The sequence below is a fragment of the Uliginosibacterium gangwonense DSM 18521 genome, assembly GCF_000373965.1.
Classification (GTDB): domain Bacteria; phylum Pseudomonadota; class Gammaproteobacteria; order Burkholderiales; family Rhodocyclaceae; genus Uliginosibacterium; species Uliginosibacterium gangwonense.
Window position 1 is genome coordinate 16795 of the sequence record NZ_KB892836.1, and the last position, 16994, is coordinate 33788.

Annotated in this window: 11 protein-coding genes; 5 read left to right on the plus strand and 6 right to left on the minus strand. The window is 55.2% G+C overall.

The genetic code is table 11. The annotated features are described in order from the left end of the window. Positions 1–67: 67 nt before the first annotated feature. Entirely contained in the window at positions 68–1465 is a 1398-nt protein-coding gene (locus B145_RS0105655; RefSeq protein WP_018605788.1) for an efflux transporter outer membrane subunit, read from the minus strand. An 82-nt stretch (positions 1466–1547) separates the two neighbouring features. Here B145_RS0105655 and B145_RS24540 point away from each other — a divergent pair, with 82 nt between their 5' ends. The 5 genes from B145_RS24540 (at position 1548) to B145_RS27260 (ending at position 10768) form a co-directional block, all read left to right on the plus strand. Beyond that, positions 1548–2111: a TetR/AcrR family transcriptional regulator gene (locus B145_RS24540; RefSeq protein WP_018605789.1), complete on the plus strand. Its 564-nt coding sequence runs from the start codon at positions 1548–1550 to the stop codon at positions 2109–2111. A gap of 30 nt (positions 2112–2141) precedes the next feature. After that, positions 2142–3257, plus strand: a complete 1116-nt coding sequence (locus tag B145_RS0105665; protein WP_018605791.1) for an efflux RND transporter periplasmic adaptor subunit — start codon at positions 2142–2144, stop codon at positions 3255–3257. Next, a complete protein-coding gene (locus tag B145_RS0105670; protein ID WP_018605794.1) occupies positions 3254–6349 on the plus strand; it encodes an efflux RND transporter permease subunit in 3096 nt (1031 codons plus the stop codon). Before B145_RS0105665 ends, B145_RS0105670 begins: the two co-directional genes overlap by 4 nt. A gap of 261 nt (positions 6350–6610) precedes the next feature. Further along, the gene (locus B145_RS0105675; RefSeq protein ID WP_018605795.1) at positions 6611–7600 is read left to right on the plus strand and encodes a sugar ABC transporter substrate-binding protein; all 990 of its coding nucleotides are present in this window, start codon (positions 6611–6613) and stop codon (positions 7598–7600) included. 30 nt (positions 7601–7630) lie between these two features. Then, positions 7631–10768, plus strand: a complete 3138-nt coding sequence (locus B145_RS27260; protein WP_018605796.1) for a hybrid sensor histidine kinase/response regulator — start codon at positions 7631–7633, stop codon at positions 10766–10768. A gap of 76 nt (positions 10769–10844) precedes the next feature. On the opposite strand, the gene B145_RS0105685 is transcribed toward B145_RS27260, so the two are convergent. The 5 genes from B145_RS0105685 to rpsO all read right to left on the minus strand — a co-directional run bounded on the left by B145_RS0105685 (position 10845) and on the right by rpsO (position 16951). After that, positions 10845–11891, minus strand: coding sequence for an endo alpha-1,4 polygalactosaminidase (locus tag B145_RS0105685; RefSeq protein WP_211209769.1), 1047 nt, complete (start codon positions 11889–11891; stop codon positions 10845–10847). Between the two features lie 129 nt (positions 11892–12020). Continuing rightward, positions 12021–13385: a sensor histidine kinase gene (locus B145_RS27265; protein WP_169558538.1), complete on the minus strand. Its 1365-nt coding sequence runs from the start codon at positions 13383–13385 to the stop codon at positions 12021–12023. Positions 13386–13551: 166 nt separating this feature from the next. Next, positions 13552–14307 (minus strand): hypothetical protein, encoded by a 756-nt coding sequence (locus tag B145_RS24555; RefSeq protein ID WP_157288291.1) that lies wholly within the window; start codon positions 14305–14307, stop codon positions 13552–13554. A gap of 64 nt (positions 14308–14371) precedes the next feature. Continuing rightward, positions 14372–16474, minus strand: a complete 2103-nt coding sequence (pnp, locus tag B145_RS0105705; RefSeq protein WP_018605804.1) for a polyribonucleotide nucleotidyltransferase — start codon at positions 16472–16474, stop codon at positions 14372–14374. A gap of 207 nt (positions 16475–16681) precedes the next feature. Continuing rightward, complete coding sequence (gene rpsO, locus B145_RS0105710; RefSeq protein ID WP_018605805.1) at positions 16682–16951, minus strand: 30S ribosomal protein S15; 270 nt, start codon at positions 16949–16951, stop codon at positions 16682–16684. Between the last annotated feature and the right edge of the window lie 43 nt (positions 16952–16994).

The window sequence follows — 16994 nt, forward strand, 5'->3', positions numbered from 1 at the left end:
GAATCAGGGCGTAGAAAGCAAGCTCCTAGTTTAACAAGGCTCCATCCCCCTTGCATGCCCCTCCCTACTACAAATTGGCCCGGCCTGCAAAAGCCCGGTAAACATCCACCCCGGCAATCCAGTTTGCCCCCTTCGCCTGCAGCAAGGCATCTCGTGCCTGTAGCAGCGTCTGTTGGCTCTCAAGCACATTGTTCCGATCCGCCAATCCGGCATTAAAGAGTTTCTGGCTGCTCGCCACGGCCGTTTCACCCGCCACAACCGCCTGTTCGAGTTCCTTCTGGCTGGTAGCCGCAGCATCTTGCTGCACCAGCACTGTTTCAACATTCGCCAAAGCCTCCAGCATGGCTTTTTCATAAGCCGCCATGGCTTCCTGCAAACGGGCTTCATTCACCTTGATATTGGCGCGAATCCGCCCACCATCGAGAATTGGTAGCGATAGGGACACTCCATAGCCCAGTGCAAAATGCGTTGCTGCGTCTTGCCCATCTACCTTGGCACGCTCCCGGACATTGGCCCAACTGAATACAAATTTCGGGTAGAGGTCCAGCTTGGCCATGCCCAGCCTGGCTGCGGCGGCGTCAACCTCCTTGGCTTGGCGTCGCACATCCGGCCTGCGTTCCAGCAATTCACCGGGTTGCCAGGGCGCGGGAGCCTCCATACGAAGAGAATCAACCTCTGCAAAAGTCGGCTGCACGCTTCCAGGGCTTGCCCCCAACAACACGGCCAATTGCAGCAGACGTTGCTGGCGCGCGCTACGCACCTGCTCCAGCTCTGCCGCATAGGCACGCTGCGCAGCCTCTTGCCGGTTGATATCCACCCGCGTCATGCGCCCGGCCACAAATTGTTTTTGTGCGGTATCCACAGCCAGGGTCAGCACTTCGAGCCGCTGACGCCCCAACTCCTCCCGCTTGGTCAAAATGGCGGCGTCCAGGTAAGCAGTCGCCACCTCGGCAGCCACAATGGTTTCCGCCCCTTGGCGAGCCAACTCGACACCCTCTGCGTCCAACTCAGCAGCACGGCTCGCCAAGCCTTTCTGGCCGAACACATCCGCCTCCCAGCTTGCCTGTACCCCGGCACGAACAACAGTCGTCTTCGGATCAAGTATCGTCTGCCGCCCTCTGGAAGCCCCTGCTACGGCGGATACCTGAGGCATCCGGTCACTCTCGACCACGCCGGCCAAGGCACGAGCCTGCGCCACCCTGGCGGAGGCCATCTGCAAATCCCGGTTGGCACGCAAAGCCTGCGCGACCAATGTATTGAGTTCCTCGCTCCCCAGGTCTCGCCACCACGCATCAGATACCGCAGTTTGTGGACGCTGACTGATATCAGCCTGCCAGCGTGCAGGCACATCAACCGTTGGAGTAGGCGCATGTACCGCACTCACACAGCCTGCCAGCAAGAAGGAAACACTCACAGGGAGCAACCAGCGCTCCAACGCTATTGAGGGGAATGCATATTTATCCATAGGGATCTCGATATCAGGTTGACTGTACTCATAGTACACTTTACTATACGTAAAGTACAGTTAAAGCTAGAAGGTATCCACCATGTCCAACACGCCCCTCCCCCGCAGCAGCCACCGGGAAGCCCTGCTTGATGCAGCAGAAGCCATTGTCAGCGAACAAGGTGTTGCCGAACTCACCCTTGAAGGGGTCGCCGCTCGCACTGGAGTGACCAAGGGAGGATTGATCTACCACTTCAAAACAAAAGAAGCACTGCTGCATGCCCTGGTTGAAAAAATCATTCAGCAGATGGAAACCCGCTATCAGGAGAAAGCCAAGGCCCAAGGCTCCAGCCTTGACATCTTGCTGATCGCTATGATCAACGATGTATTTGACATGAGCCGTGAAGAGAAAGCACTGATGACCAATCTGCTGGCAGCCGTCTCCAGCTACCCCAACCAGCTTGGCCCGGTACAGGACATGTATGAACGGCAAACCCAGGAACTGACACGCGACCCCCAGCACATGGGTCTGGCCCTGATGGTGTCCTGCGCGCTGGATGGAATCATTTTTCTGGAACTGCTCAACCTCAAGCAATTCAGCACAGAAGAGCGGGAGGCCATGCGTCAGCACCTGATCAATACCGTCACCCAACACACAAAAATCTGATCCCCAGCAAATCCAAAAACAGAGGCCACCATGATTCATATACCCAGCCCCCGGGTCTTGCTCGCCAGTATTGCTATCGCAGGTCTGTGCGCCTGCACACAGGAAACTGGAAAAATCATCGAACAGCCCCGCCCGGTCAAGGTAGAGCAAATCGGTACGAGCAACAGCCAGACGAGCGAATCCTTCATCGGTACTGTCCGTGCCCGTCAGCGTGCCGAGTTGGGATTTGAATCGGGGGGCAAGATTGCCGCCATCATGGTCGACGTGGGCGACAAGGTAAGCGCCGGACAAATCCTTGCACGCCTGGATGCCATCCCGGCGCAAGAACGTCTGAGCAAAGCGGAATCGGACCGCAAGGCGGCTGTCGCTGCCGCGACCGAACGTGAAGCGCAACTGCACCGCACCCAGCAGCTGGAACGTGATCAGGTGGTATCGCCCGCAGCGCTGGAAAGCGTGCAGGCACAATACCAAGCGGCCATCAGCCAACTCCAGGCAGCAGAGGCCGCACTCACCCTGGCCCGCCGTGATCTAGTCCTCAGCCAGATCAAAGCACCTTTTGACGGACAGATCGTCGCGCGCACTGCCCAGCCCTATGCAGATATAGCCCCTGGGCAGGCTATCTTCCAGATTGAAGATGCCGCCGTGCTGGAGGTAGTGGTTTCACTCCCCGACATCGTCACCTCCCGCCTATCCACCGGCCAAGTAGCCAGCCTGACCCTGCCCGGGCAAGTCAGCAAGAACCTTCCCATACGCCTGGAAAAGCTTTCGGGACGCGCCGACAACGGCTCACAGGTTCAGGCTACTTTCCGCATCGAAGGCCATAACACTGAACTGCGCACCGGCACTACCGTTTCAGTCGCATTGCCCGGCTCCACGCAATACAGCATCTCCATTCCTGCCTCAGCGCTACTGCCGGGGCAGCAAAAGGGAGAAGGCGATGTATTCATCCTGGATACAGCGCGGCAACGTGTATCCCTACGCCGTATCCGCATCGATACAGCTTTGGCACAGAATGGCCGTCTGCCGGTGTTAGGAGGCATCAAACCGGGTGAATGGATCGTCGTGGCTGGTACACCTTTCCTGAGCGATGGGCAGGCCGCCACCCGCTTTACCCCATTGACCCGCCTGGAAGGAACTCAGCCATGAATCTTACCCGGTCTGCATTGGGAGCCAGTCGCCTCACTTTGTTTGCGGCCATCCTGGTATCGATTGCGGGTATTTTTACCTTTCTGAACTTCCCCTCGCAGGAAGAACCCTCGGTAACGGTACGGGATGCCCTGATCATTGTGCAAAATCCCGGCATGCCGGTCGAGCGCATGGAACAGTTGGTAGCCCGCCCGCTTGAGGAGCAGCTACGGGAGCTACCCGAGATCAAAAATATACAATCAACCATTCGTGCCGGGTTGTTGATGCAGCAAATCACCCTGCATGATCGCTACACGCAACTCACCCCCATCTGGCAGCGGATGCGGGCCAAAGTTGGGGAGGCCGCTCAGCGTTTTCCAGAAGGCACACTTACCCCTGTCATCAACGATGATTTTGGCCGCGTGGCCGTCGCGTCTATTGCGGTAACCGCACCAGGCTTTTCCATAAGCGAGATGCGTGAGCCGCTCAAGCGCCTACGTGATCAGTTGCAACGCCTGCCAGGGGTACAGAACATCAGTTTCTTCGGATTGCAGGATGAGCGCATCTACATCGATTTTGACCGAGCACGACTGGCTGGGCTGGGTTTGAATGCTGCTGGCGTATTGCAACAATTACAACAGCAAAACGTAGTGCTCTCTGGTGGTCAAGTCACACTCGGCGATGTAAATGGCGCGGTGCAGGTCTCGGGTGAAATCGAATCCGCCACAGCACTCAAGCAGTTCGTCATCAGCATACCAGGGCGGGCCGGGGCAACAAGCGACATTGTGCGCCTGGGTGACATAGCCCAGGTAAAGGTGATCCCCCCCGATCCACCCGAGTCTGCCGCGATATATAAGGGTACCCCCGCCGTGGTCATGGCCGTATCGATGAAAGAGGGCCAGAACATCCGCATTTTTGGTGAAGCGCTCAAAGCCCGCATGGCAGAGCTTCAGCCCCAATTGCCAGCTGGTTTCAGCTGTGATTACGTCACGTTTCAGGCCGACGTGGTGGCACACGAAATCGGCAATATGAACAGGGTGATGCTCGAAACCATCGCCATCGTCATCACGGTTGTAGTGCTTTTCCTGGGTTGGCGGGCTGGCGTCATAGTCGGCAGCATCGTCCCATTGACGATTCTAGGCACGCTGATTGCCATGCGCTCTTTGGGAATTGAGTTGCATATGGTCTCCATGGCCGCCATCATCATCGCCCTGGGCCTGCTGGTGGACAACGGCATTGTGATTGCCGAGGACATTGAACGCCGCCTCGTGGCAGGAGAAGACCGTTATGAAGCATGCATCCAGGCAGGGCAGACACTGGCCATCCCCTTGCTGACTTCATCGCTGGTCATCATCTTTGCCTTCTCCCCCTTCTTCTTTGGCAACACACCAACCAATGAATATCTGCGCCCATTGGTGATTGTATTGGGCCTCACCCTGCTAGGCTCCTGGCTGCTGTGCCTGACCGTAACACCCCTGCTATGCTATTTTTTCCTCAAGCTACCCAAACAACATGGAAACCATGGCGCGCAATCTTACAACTCCAAGTTCTACGGAGCATACCGCAAGATCATTGGCTGGGCACTCAATCACAAAGCAATCTTTGCTGGCAGCATGGTGCTTTTGCTCAGCACCGCCGTTGCTGTGCTCGCCACAGTACCAGAGAGCTTTTTGCCAAAATCTGATCGCACACAATTCCAGATTACCCTGCAACTAGCACCGGGCACCGACTCACGAGTCACCTTGGATACGGTGCAGTCTATCAGCCGCTGGCTGGACGACAAGAAATCCAACCCAGAGGTGACGCGCAGCATCGGCTATGTCGCCGATGGTGGCCCCCGGATCATCCTGGGTTTGAATCCCCCGCTGCCCGCAGCCCATGTGGCCTATTTCACCGTGAGTGTGGTCGACAAGAGGGATCTGGATAAGGTCATTGAACGCACCCGCAATTATCTGGAGACTCAGCACCCGGAAGTACGGGGTGAGCCCAAGCGCTTCTCGATGGGCGCCAACGATTCCGGCACAGTTGCATACCGGATTTCGGGGCCGGATGAGGCTGTATTGCGCGACCTGGGCGGGCGCATCCGCGCGGCTCTGCAATCAATACCCAACAGCATCGACGTGTATGACGATTGGGACAACCGGGTACCGCGTATCGATGTGCTCATTGATCAACGCAAGGCACGCCGCCTAGGCGTGACCAGCGAAGACGTAGCCTATTCGCTGCAAGGGCGGTTCAGCGGGATTGCCGCATCCGTATTACGCGATGGCGACACCCTTATCCCGATCATGGTGCGCGGCAGCGATACCGAGCGTAAGCGCCCGGAAGACATTGCCAGCAGCCTGATCCACCCTTCGGCTGGCGGAGTACCTGTGCCACTTTCCGCTGTAGCAGAGGTGAGCGTGGCATCCGAACCCTCGGTAATCCGTCGCCGCAACCTGATCCGCACACTCACTGTGCAAGGCCGTAACACGCTCTACACCTCGCAACAGGTGGTGGATCAAATGACCCCCTTCATCGCCTCACTCAAACTCCCCGCTGGCTACAAGATTGAGCTGGGGGCGGAAATCGAGGAATCTGCCGAGGCCAATGAAGCGCTTGGCCAATACCTGCCCCATGCCCTGATAGCCATGCTGTTACTATTCATCTGGCAGTTTAATTCGTTCCGCAAATTGGCCCTGATCATTTCGATTATTCCATTCGGATTGATTGGCGTAGCGGTATCCATGAAGATTTCCGGGGAACCTTTGGGCTTTTTGGTAATCTTTGGCCTGCTCTCGCTAGCGGGGATCATCGTCAACAACGCCGTGCTGCTGCTCGAACGCATCGAGGCTGAGCTACGTGAAGGCTTCGGCTGCCGACAGGCCGTGATCAATGCTGCCGTCAAACGCCTGCGCCCTATTGTGATGACCAAGCTCACCTGCATCACAGGCCTGATTCCACTTCTGCTATTTGGCGGGCCGCTCTGGTCTGGCATGGCAGTCAGCATCATCGGGGGTTTGAGCCTGGGAACGCTGGTTACGCTCGGACTGGTTCCCGTGCTCTATGAATGGCTCTTCGATGGCCCGGTTGCGAGATTTCTGCAACGCTTCCGCCAGGCGGAATCCAGATAGTCTACAGAGTCAGCGCCCCACCACAATCCGCCCTCCTTCCCTTTGGTCTGCAAGCTTTGAAACAATCCCTCCCGAGCGGAGGGCGCACTTGGCACGCCAAGTCTTCGACTCATTCCGTTACCTGGGTCCCAAGGCCCATGTGCAGGCAGCAAACAGGCTTCCCAAAGGGCACAAGGCCTCAAGCATTGGTTCGCCCAGACGTAATCGATAAGATGAGCCCATATTGGATCTTGGCGCCCAACATCTCTCAAGGAGGTCACCATGCACTACGTTCGTCATGTGCTATTGCTCGCTGCCCTGCTGTTGCTGGGCGCCTGCGGAAATGATCAGCAATCCGTTTCCGGCATTACCCATACAGGCAATAGCACCCCTGCAAAAGCCCCTGAGCAGGTCAAGAAACCGAATGTAGCCCTGGTGATGAAAACGCTGACCAATCCATTTTTCATTGAAATGGAAAAGGGCGCACGCAGGGCCGAAAAGGAAACCGGCATTGAGCTTCTGGTCAAGACCGCCACGCAAGAGACCTCCATTGAGCAGCAAATCCAGATCATAGATGAAATGATTCGCGCCAAGGTTGATGCCATCGTGATCGCCCCAGGAGACTCCCTGCGTCTCGTCCCTGTATTGAAAAAGGCCCAGGATGCAGGAATCAAGATCGTCAATATCGACAACAGGCTGGACGCTGAAGCAGCCAAGAAGATCGGCCTCACCAATGTTCCATTCATAAGCGTAGACAACGAAAAAGCAGCCTATCTCTCCGCCAAATTCATTGCAGATCAAATCAAGTCCCCCGCCCAGGCGGCCATCTTTGAAGGCATACGCTCTGCCGACAACGCCCAGCAGCGCAAAAACGGCGCATTGCGGGCATTCGCTGAGAACAAGAACATCAAGATTGTCGCCCAGGAAAGTGCCAATTGGAAAATCGATGAAGCCCGCGATCTGGCCAAAACCATCTTCAAAACCCAGCCGGACATCAAGCTGGTTTTCTGTGCCAACGACATGATGGCCATGGGGGTAATAGAGTACCTGCGCAACAGCAAACATGCGCCGGTCCTTCTCGCCGGTTTTGATGCATTGGAAGACGCCAAGGCTGCCGTCAAAGCGGGGCAGATGGCGGTCACCATAGACCAGCAGGCCGCAGAGCAAGGCTATCAAGGTATCATGACAGCGCTCCGGGCGCTGCATGGTGAGCCGCTGCCAACCACAATCCAGGTGGATGTCCGGGTTATCACAAAGAGCAGTCTTGAGTAAGCAAGAACCAGTTAAGCCGCAGCGAGCGAAATGAAATTCAGTGCCAACATTTCCGTCAAACTCACAGGCTTCCTGCTGCTGATCAGCGTAGTGCCGTTGTTGTTCCTGGAATTCAGTTCCAGCAATGTTGCCAAGAAAACAATTCTCGCCATGGCCAGCAACTACAGCGCACAGCTGCTGGCCAATCAACGCGATTACCTGAACCTGCAAATGGATCAGGTGGAAAACCTCGCTTCCAACATTGGCAGCGTAGAGGAAATCAACCGCGTACTCGGCGCCGCTGTCGATCCAAGCAACGAAAACGACCGCGCCTACGATTCACTCGCCACTCAGGCACGCATTGGCTACATACTCAGCGGCTATAGCAACATCAAGGGCTTGGTCTCAATCGACCTATTCACCTTGCAAGGCACCCAATTCCACGTGGGTGACACGCTGGATGTGTCGGAAAAGCGCACCGAATTGCGCGATGCACTTTTCAAACAGTCCCTTCAGTCACCCGACCCTGTCGTCTGGCATGGCATAGAAGACAATGTCAACGCAGCCTCGTCCTATAAAAAGGTCATCGTCGCCAGCAAAATCATCAAACGCATCAACGAGAAGAAGCTTGATCTTGAACCCGTCGGACTTTTGCTGATCAACTATTCAGCAGACCAGCTCTACGAACATTTCCGTAAACTTGATCTGGGTACCGGTTCCTTCATCCTGGTGGTCGACGCCAAAGGCCGTCTGCTGTATCACCCGGACAAAGAACTCATCGGCCAGCCACTGGAAGCCCAATTCCGCAATCTCCTACAAGGCCCGTCGGGTTCCATCCCCGTCTGGCTTGATCACCAGGACGTTTTGGTCAACTACAGCCTGATTCCCGAGAAAAACTGGTACGTTATCAGTGTCATTCCTCAACAAACCTTAATTGAGCCCGTCAAAAAAATCACCATCACTGGTGGGCTGGTCATGCTGGGGTGCCTGGGCATGATTGCCTTCTTCATCTGGCTCTACCTGCGTCACGTGGCAGCCCCTATCCGGCGCATATCGGATGGTTTCCGCGACTTCCAGGCCAATCGCCTGGACCCCACAGCACATCTGGAAATACCGCATCAGCTTGATGAGATATCGGAGTTGGTACGCTGGTTCAATAACTTTCTGGATACCATGGCAGCACGGCGCCGTGCCGAAGACGAACTGCGCAAAGCAATCGAAGTGGCAGACCTTGCCAATCATGCCAAGAGCGAATTCCTGGCCAACATGAGCCACGAGATCCGCACCCCGATGAACGCCATCATCGGCATGACTCAACTCGCGCTTGACAGCCAAGATCCCGACGAACTCAAAAACTACATCGGCAAGGCCAATCACTCCGCTGAACTATTGCTCGGCATCCTGAACGACATTCTGGATTTCTCCAAGATCGAAGCGGGCAAACTGACCATTGAACGAGTCGAACTCAGCATCACGGAGGCATTGAGCAGCCTGATCGATGTTTTCAGTTCAGCACTTCAAGCCAAAGAGCTTGATCTGGTATTCTTTATTGACCCGAACATCCCGGATAGCATACTCGGAGACCCACTGCGCCTGCGCCAGATTCTGCAAAACCTCATCAGCAACGCAATCAAATTCACAGAACGTGGCCAGATCACGGTGCGTGTCCAGAAACTCAAAGACAGCGAACAAGAGACCTTATTACGCTTTACGGTCGAAGACACTGGCATAGGCATCTCACCCGAACAAGTATCCCGCCTGTTCCAGTCTTTCAGCCAGGCCGATATGTCAACCACCCGCAAGTATGGCGGCACAGGGTTGGGGCTTGCCATCTGCAAGCAACTGGCGCTCCTGATGGGAGGGGGAATGGGTGTCAACAGTAGCCTTGGCGAAGGCAGTAGTTTCTGGTTTACTGCGCGTTTTGGCCACTTCGCCTCAGCCTCAGAAAAAGCCCAGCTCGCCGATATACCACCTGATCAGCATATTCTGCTGATTGATGATAACGAACGGGTACGGGAATCCTTCCTCGCAATCTGCCAGCCTTTTGCTTCACTGGGCTGGCATGCTGAAGCCATGACCTACAGCAATGAAGTGCATGATCGTCTACTGCAAGAACCCGCAAACTGGACCGCTATCCTCCTTGATTACCGCATGCCCGGGCTCAATGGCCTTGAGATCACCAGAATCCTCACCAAAGACCCCAGGTTTGAAAAACTTCCCATCATACTCATGGCCATGCGCGACGAACTGTTGGGGATGGCCCGCGAGTTGCACGAAATGGGGATAGAACGAACACTGGAAAAACCCCTCCTCACCACAAGACTGCTTGACGCCCTACAACCGAACACAGCCATCAGGCACAGGGAGCCCGTCCGATCCGGCAAAAGCCTTACACCACCGCCTGAGAATCTCAAAGACATGCGCATACTCGTCGTTGAAGACAACATCATCAACCAGGAATTGGTATGCAAATTCCTCAGCCGGGCAGGCATGGTTTTTGAGATCGCCAACCATGGCGTAGAAGCCATTGAAACCCTCAGCCTCAAGCAAGACTTCGAGGTGGTGCTCATGGACTGCCAGATGCCCGTTATGGATGGTTACGAAGCCACACGCAATATCCGCAAAGAGCTGCAGCTACTGGATCTGCCCATCATCGCCATGACCGCGAATGCCCTTACGGGGGACAGGGAACTGGTGCTCCAGGCTGGCATGAATGACTACATCACCAAACCCATCGACGCCCAGGTTCTCTACCATACCCTTTCAAAATACGCCAAGCAGGGGAACGCGCCAAACGAAATCCAGACACCCGCCGACCCCGTTCATTCTCCTCAAATTGAAGACACCGAAGAAATACTCGACCCTGACAGTGCGCTTGATGCGATTGGTGGAGACATGGATCTGTACCGCAAAATCACCACCATGTTCCTCCAAAGCGAACTGGACTTCCCAGAGCGCTTCAAAACAGCGCTAAACGGGGCCGACATTACAAGTGCCATACGCCATGCCCACTCCCTCAAAGGCGTGGCAGGAACCCTTGGCGCCAAACGCTTGCAGCATAGCGCTGCGGCCCTTGAGCAAAGCAGCAAGACCTCAAACAAGGAGAAAACCCTCGCACTCTACGCCCAGGTAGAGGCCGACCTGACCGCGACCGCTACGGCCATCACCGAACGATTCCCTCCAGAATGAAAAGGTAGCTGTAAGATAATCTGATATACCGGCCTGGAAGCAGGCAAGCGCCGCAGAAAACCGCTGATTGACCGCCTTACTTACAACTCTTGCGGTAACTTCCATCCAAAAGTGAGGCATAAACAACTGTATAGAGTTTATCCTGGGCGGCACTCACACACAGGGAATCAAAGGCACCATTGGTGTTGTTGACATACGTGCTGTTATATTCAACATTCAAAACAGGCTTACCCCGCGAAGTGAAAGCAGAATAGGCGGAACATTCACTATACTGATGGCATTGTTCATTGACGGCAAATTCGTAATCACCCACAAGACCACCAAGCTGAGCCACATCGTTCTTCAGGCCAATGGCCAAGCCTCTGGCATGTGCTGCCGTAGCCAGAAATTTGTTGTAATCCAACTGGGTAGCGGCCGTTAGGGCAAAGCCTGTGGAATTGCTGTAGCCATCAACATTGTCCGGATCAACCCCGTCACACCCTTTGCTCACCGCAAGATCCATGCGCGCAAGCATCACGCTGCGCACAGTAGCGGAGCGGGTATCCAGCCATTTCTCATTGGCCCAGCCCGCCAAACCGTTGCCCAAATCCCCCGTAGCAAACTTCGTATAATCCGAACGCCAATTCTCCCCGCTGCCCGCAGAGAAATAGCACACCACCCGGCGTCCTTGCTGTTTTAGGCTGACAATAGTGGCCGCACTGTTGTCAAACAGATCTATGTCATAGACATCTGCAACAACAGAAGTGTCCAGCGTACCCGTCAATTGCAGATTAAAACTGGCCGATGAACCGGCCTGCCAGATCGTTGAGACACTTATTGGGCTGGAAGCTGATGTAGACGGTGAGCTATCGCTTCCACCACTTCCACCGCCACCACACCCCGACAGCGCGAAAGATGAAAGACAAGCCAAGACTTTCAGCCCCACAAACTTTGAGACGCGCATGGAACACCATTCCTTCAGCCAAAATATGATCTTCACTTCCACGCGCAATGTGCCTGAATCCCGATGAAAACAAAATGCATTTCGTCGGAAATGCCTCCTATCAAAAAGTTCCCACTCAACACACGCCCGCTGATCCGCGCATATCGTCCGCTCATGAAAACCCAGAGGTGCGCGCAGCAATCAGCGAAGGCATTCCTATAGAGCGTTTCGGCACAACAGAGGAAATGGCGCCCGCCTAGCTGTTCTTTGCCTCACTCGCTTGCAGCGGCTATATCACAGGACAGATTCTGAATATCAATGGCGGCCAATTCACGCATTGATCGCTACGCTGCCAGGCTGAGTCAGTGGTAGCTCAAAAACAAACTCTGCCCCACCCTCACGCCTGTTGTGGGCGTAGATGCGCCCATGATGGGCGGTGATGATACGACGACTGATTGCCAGCCCTAAACCAGACCCTCCTGCTCCGGTACTGGTTTTGCTGCTTTGGACGAATTCATCAAATACAAGCTCCAACTCATCCTCAGGAATCCCTGGCCCTTGATCTTTTATAGCAAAGCAACAAACCCTGTCATGCTCAGCGTGCATCGCCACATCAATCGTAATGTCACCGCCTTTAGGGGAAAATTTCACAGCATTGGACAAGAGATTATGCACCACCTGCCCCACGCGCAAAGCATCGCAAACCACGGGGGGCAGATCCGGTTGTGCGTGGAGCGCTACTTTAAGGCCGCGTTCATTCAGCAAGGACTCAATCTCGTGCACAGCCGCTTCGACAAGTGGCACGAGCGCATGTTTCTGAAAATGCATATCCAGACGGCCTGCTTCAAGCCTTGATAGATCAAGCAGATCATTGATCAGCGCCAGCAAACGGTTACCACTCAGACGGATGCGATTGAAGTAGTCACGAATCTTTTGATCCTGCGCTCGTTCTCCACCTAATTGTGCAAACCCAAGGATGGCATGAATCGGTGTTCTCAACTCATGCGATATATTTGACAGGAAACGGCTCTTGGCTAGATTGGCTTCTTCCGCATGTCGGCGGGCCGTTTGTGCTTCCTCTACAGCGGCGGCCAGTTCGAGCCGAAGCCGCATGGCTTGGCGAACCTCTTTGGAAGCACGCCACCCGTTGATCATCATGACAATCAGGAACATCGACAAAATGAATGCTGTCCAGTGCAACAAGGTTCCCGGTTGCAGCAAAAAGCAGGCAATACTGGGTAGCAGCATGCATAAATAAAAAGCGCTGTATGCCGAAAGCAAAATTGATAAGGACAATACGCCACCCGCTGCAACCCCCATCAAACACATGGCTATAATCAGGCGATACTCTTCATTGCCGTAATAGAGCAGAAGAATGCAAGGCACACTCCAAAGAGCCCCTGAGCATGCTGAAAGCAAAGCGATTTTTCGCTCCCATGCGGAAGCCTTGAACAGACGATCGATATCTGTGCGCCAAACCCTGGCAAGACGATGACGAATCAGTGAAATGCCATTAAGCGCTGCCATCCAGGCAAGCAGTATCCAAACAGGCTTAATCGCGTCATAGAACACAATCAAAATGATTATGCTGGCCATGAGTGAAGCCAGATAGGCGTGCTGGCTCTTGTCCAGATGTTCGTCAATCAAAAGCTCCTGGACGCGGGCGGCAAACAACGTCTGTCGAGCTGACCCCATATCTGACACAAAACCTCCAAAACCAAGCACTAGTCCGAACGACATAGAAAAAGTCATTCTCTACACTGAATAGTACGTGCTTTTGCCAGCCTTGCCCGTCTTCACTTATAACTTGTGTAGCATAGACAGGTTTTTCTGTGAATAGTTGTAGCCATCGCCTCAAGAATCAAAACAGCGTCAAATTATGATTCTTCTGCCAGATTTCTTCGGACCATGGCACAGGTGAAAAGAGATAGCGCCGCAAGCTATTCACTCTGATCGGAGGCTCATCGGTCGCCAGCCCTACCGCAGTCGTGCAACGTTCACGCGTAAAATGTGGCTGCCCCGCAAGCAGGGCGCGTATCTCTTTGTCATCATTTCCCATTCTGAATGCCATGGGAACGATCTCATCAGCCTGCAGTTGATCCAGCCAATAATCTCCTGCGCACCAGGATGCCAGTGCAGTCACTGACAAGGCGTAATCGCGCGGCAAACCGGCCCTGATTCTTTTGACAAGCTCTTCAAGAAACGCGCGTTGTGAGCGCCTGACTTCAAAATCGAGTTGCACCACCTTCTGGTTGCCCGCACCCGCCAAACGCAGCACCTGACCCACTATCGCATCGCGCTGCTTGCCACTCAGCGAGGGTGAAGGATGCCACAGCGCATCAACATGGATCACCGGAACCAAAGGTGTCTCAGACCTCAGCAGCAAGGGGCGGGAACGTGGGCGTAGATGTATTCTCCGACCATCCAGCTCGATGACAAGCGCCACATACGCCACCCCCACCTCAGCGGGCAACCAGCGTAAATCCTCAGCACGCTCCCAGGCCCAGACCATCTGCCTAGGCAGGCGAGACACTGCAGGGTGCATCTGGCGTTCAGTGCCCGCTGCCGAGATTTGCAGGCAGAGCACAGCCAGAAGGAGGCAGAAGATTCTTTTCACAATCACGATGATAAAGAAAAAGGACGCCGAAGCGTCCTTTTGCGAAACACCTGTACAACAAAGCTTACTGTTGTGCCGGTTCTTCGCTCAGCAGCGCTTTCATGGACAGCTTGACCTTGCCCTTTTCGTCGGTTTCCAGCACCTTGACGCGCACGACCTGACCTTCCTTGAGGTAGTCAGAAACGTTGTTGACGCGTTCTTTGGCGATCTGGGATACGTGCAACAGACCATCACGGCCCGGCATGATGTTGACGATAGCGCCGAAGTCCAGGATGCGGATGACCGGGCCTTCGTAGATCTTGCCGACTTCCACATCGGCGGTGATCGCGTCAATGCGGCGACGGGCTTCGTCAGCCTTGAGCTGGTCGTTTGACGACAGAGTCACGGTGCCATCATCCTGAATATCAATGATGCAGCCGGTCTCTTCGGTCAGCGCACGGATCACAGCGCCGCCCTTGCCGATCACGTCACGGATCTTTTCCGGATTGATCTTGAAGGTGGTCATGCGCGGAGCGAATTCGGAGAGTTCCTGGGGCTTGCTGATCGACTGTTCCATCAGGCCGAGGATGTGCATACGGCCTTCCTTGGCCTGATCCAGCGCCTTGTTCATGATGGCAGGCGAGATGGAATCGATCTTCAGGTCCATCTGCAGTGCAGTCACACCATTGCGGGTACCCGCCACCTTGAAGTCCATGTCACCCAGGTGATCTTCGTCACCCAAAATGTCAGTCAGCACAGCGAAGCGGCCACCGTCCTTGATCAGGCCCATGGCGATACCCGCAACAGGTTCCTTCAACGGCACACCGGCGTCCATCATCGACAGCGAACCGCCACAGACGGAAGCCATTGAGGAGGAACCATTGGATTCCATGATTTCGGAAACCACACGGATGGTATAGGCAAATTCCTTGGCGCTGGGCAGCACGGCAGCCAGGGCACGCTTGGCCAAACGACCGTGGCCGATTTCACGGCGCTTGGGAGAACCCACGCGACCCGTTTCACCGGTGGAGTACGGGGGGAAGTTGTAATGGAGCATATAGCGCTCCTTGTACTCGCCCGCAATCGCATCGATAACTTGCTCATCGCGGCCCGTACCCAGTGTGGTCACAACCAGAGCCTGGGTTTCGCCGCGCGTGAACAACGCGGAACCGTGGGTGCGCGGCAGCACGCCGGTACGGATGGTGATGGGGCGCACGGTGCGCGTGTCGCGCCCGTCGATACGCGGCTCACCGGCCAGGATACGGTTACGCACAATGGCGGATTCCAGCTCGAACAACACGTTCTTGACGGTGTTGTCGCTGGGCGCGCCTTCTTCACCAGTTACCAAGGCCGCAATCGCCTTTTTGGTAACGGCCTTGAGCATGTCGCTCCGGGCAGACTTGCTGGTGGTGCCAAAAGCGGCTTCCAGATCAGCCTGGGCCACTTCCTTGACGCGAGCCACCAGGGCTTCGTCCTTGGCCGGAGCAGTCCATTCCCATTCAGGCTTGCCAGCCACTTCAACCAGTTCATGGATGGCTTGGATGGCGGCTTGCATTTGTTGGTGGCCGAACACGACAGCGCCCAGCATCACGTCTTCGGACAGCTCGGAAGCTTCGGATTCCACCATCAGCACGCCGACTTCCGTACCTGCAACCACCAGATCCATCTGGCTGGATTGCAGTTGGGTCACAGTCGGGTTCAGGATGTACTGGCCATCGACATAACCCACGCGGGCAGCGCCAATCGGACCATTGAAGGGGATGCCGGAAACAGCCAGCGCGGCCGAGGTAGCCAGCATGGCGGGAATATCGCCATCGACTTCCGGGTTTTGCGACAGCACGGTGGCCACAACCTGAACCTCGTTGTAGAAGCCATCCGGGAAAAGCGGGCGGATCGGGCGGTCGATCAGACGGGAAGTCAGCGTTTCCTTCTCGGTCGGACGGCCTTCACGCTTGAAGAAGCCCCCGGGAATACGACCCGCAGCGTAGAACTTCTCCATGTAATCAACGGTCAGCGGAAAAAAGTCCTGACCAGGCTTGGCATCCTTGGCACCCACAACAGTAGCCAGCACCACGGTGTCATCCATGGTCACGATCACGGCACCATGCGCTTGACGGGCAACCTCGCCCGTTTCGAAGGTTACGGTATGTTGACCGTACTGAAAGCTTTTCTTGATAGCAGTAGGCACGGAAATTCCTTTCTTATTCGATAACGGTCATCATCGAACGATGCGACCCATTTAAGTATTGTCCAAAAGCGTCCTGGCACAACACGCATACACATGCATGCCAAAAAAACGCAAAAAAGCCGGCGTGCCTAACAGGCTAGCGCCGGCTTTGCCGTGTCAACGCGGGGCCAGCCCGCGCTGATTGGACGCTTTAGAGAGCATTACTGATTACTTGCGCAGGCCGAGGCGCTCGATCAGGGCGCGGTAACCTTGGAAGTTCTTCTTCTTCAGGTAGTCCAGCAGCTTGCGACGCTGACTAACCATCTTGAGCAGACCACGACGGGAATGGTGATCCTTAACGTTGGCCTTGAAGTGATCGGTCAGGCCGTTGATGCGAGCGGTCAGCAGCGCAACCTGCACCTCGGGGGAACCAGTGTCGCCAGCGGCGCGCTGAAAGTCAGCAACGATTTGCGCTTTTTGTTCGGTAGCAATAGCCATATTCTGTCTCTTGAAACGATTGTCCTTTTAGCAAGCTGGTGAT

Bases quoted from the DNA above. Each gene is read 5' to 3' on its own strand.
- B145_RS0105655 (WP_018605788.1), bottom strand. From the start codon at position 1,465: ATGGATAAATATGCATTCCCCTCAATAGCGTTGGAGCGCTGGTTGCTC.
- B145_RS24540 (WP_018605789.1), top strand. From the start codon at position 1,548: ATGTCCAACACGCCCCTCCCCCGCAGCAGCCACCGGGAAGCCCTGCTT.
- B145_RS0105665 (WP_018605791.1), top strand. From the start codon at position 2,142: ATGATTCATATACCCAGCCCCCGGGTCTTGCTCGCCAGTATTGCTATC.
- B145_RS0105670 (WP_018605794.1), top strand. From the start codon at position 3,254: ATGAATCTTACCCGGTCTGCATTGGGAGCCAGTCGCCTCACTTTGTTT.
- B145_RS0105675 (WP_018605795.1), top strand. From the start codon at position 6,611: ATGCACTACGTTCGTCATGTGCTATTGCTCGCTGCCCTGCTGTTGCTG.
- B145_RS27260 (WP_018605796.1), top strand. From the start codon at position 7,631: ATGAAATTCAGTGCCAACATTTCCGTCAAACTCACAGGCTTCCTGCTG.
- B145_RS27265 (WP_169558538.1), bottom strand. From the start codon at position 13,385: ATGGGGTCAGCTCGACAGACGTTGTTTGCCGCCCGCGTCCAGGAGCTT.
- rpsO (WP_018605805.1), bottom strand. From the start codon at position 16,951: ATGGCTATTGCTACCGAACAAAAAGCGCAAATCGTTGCTGACTTTCAG.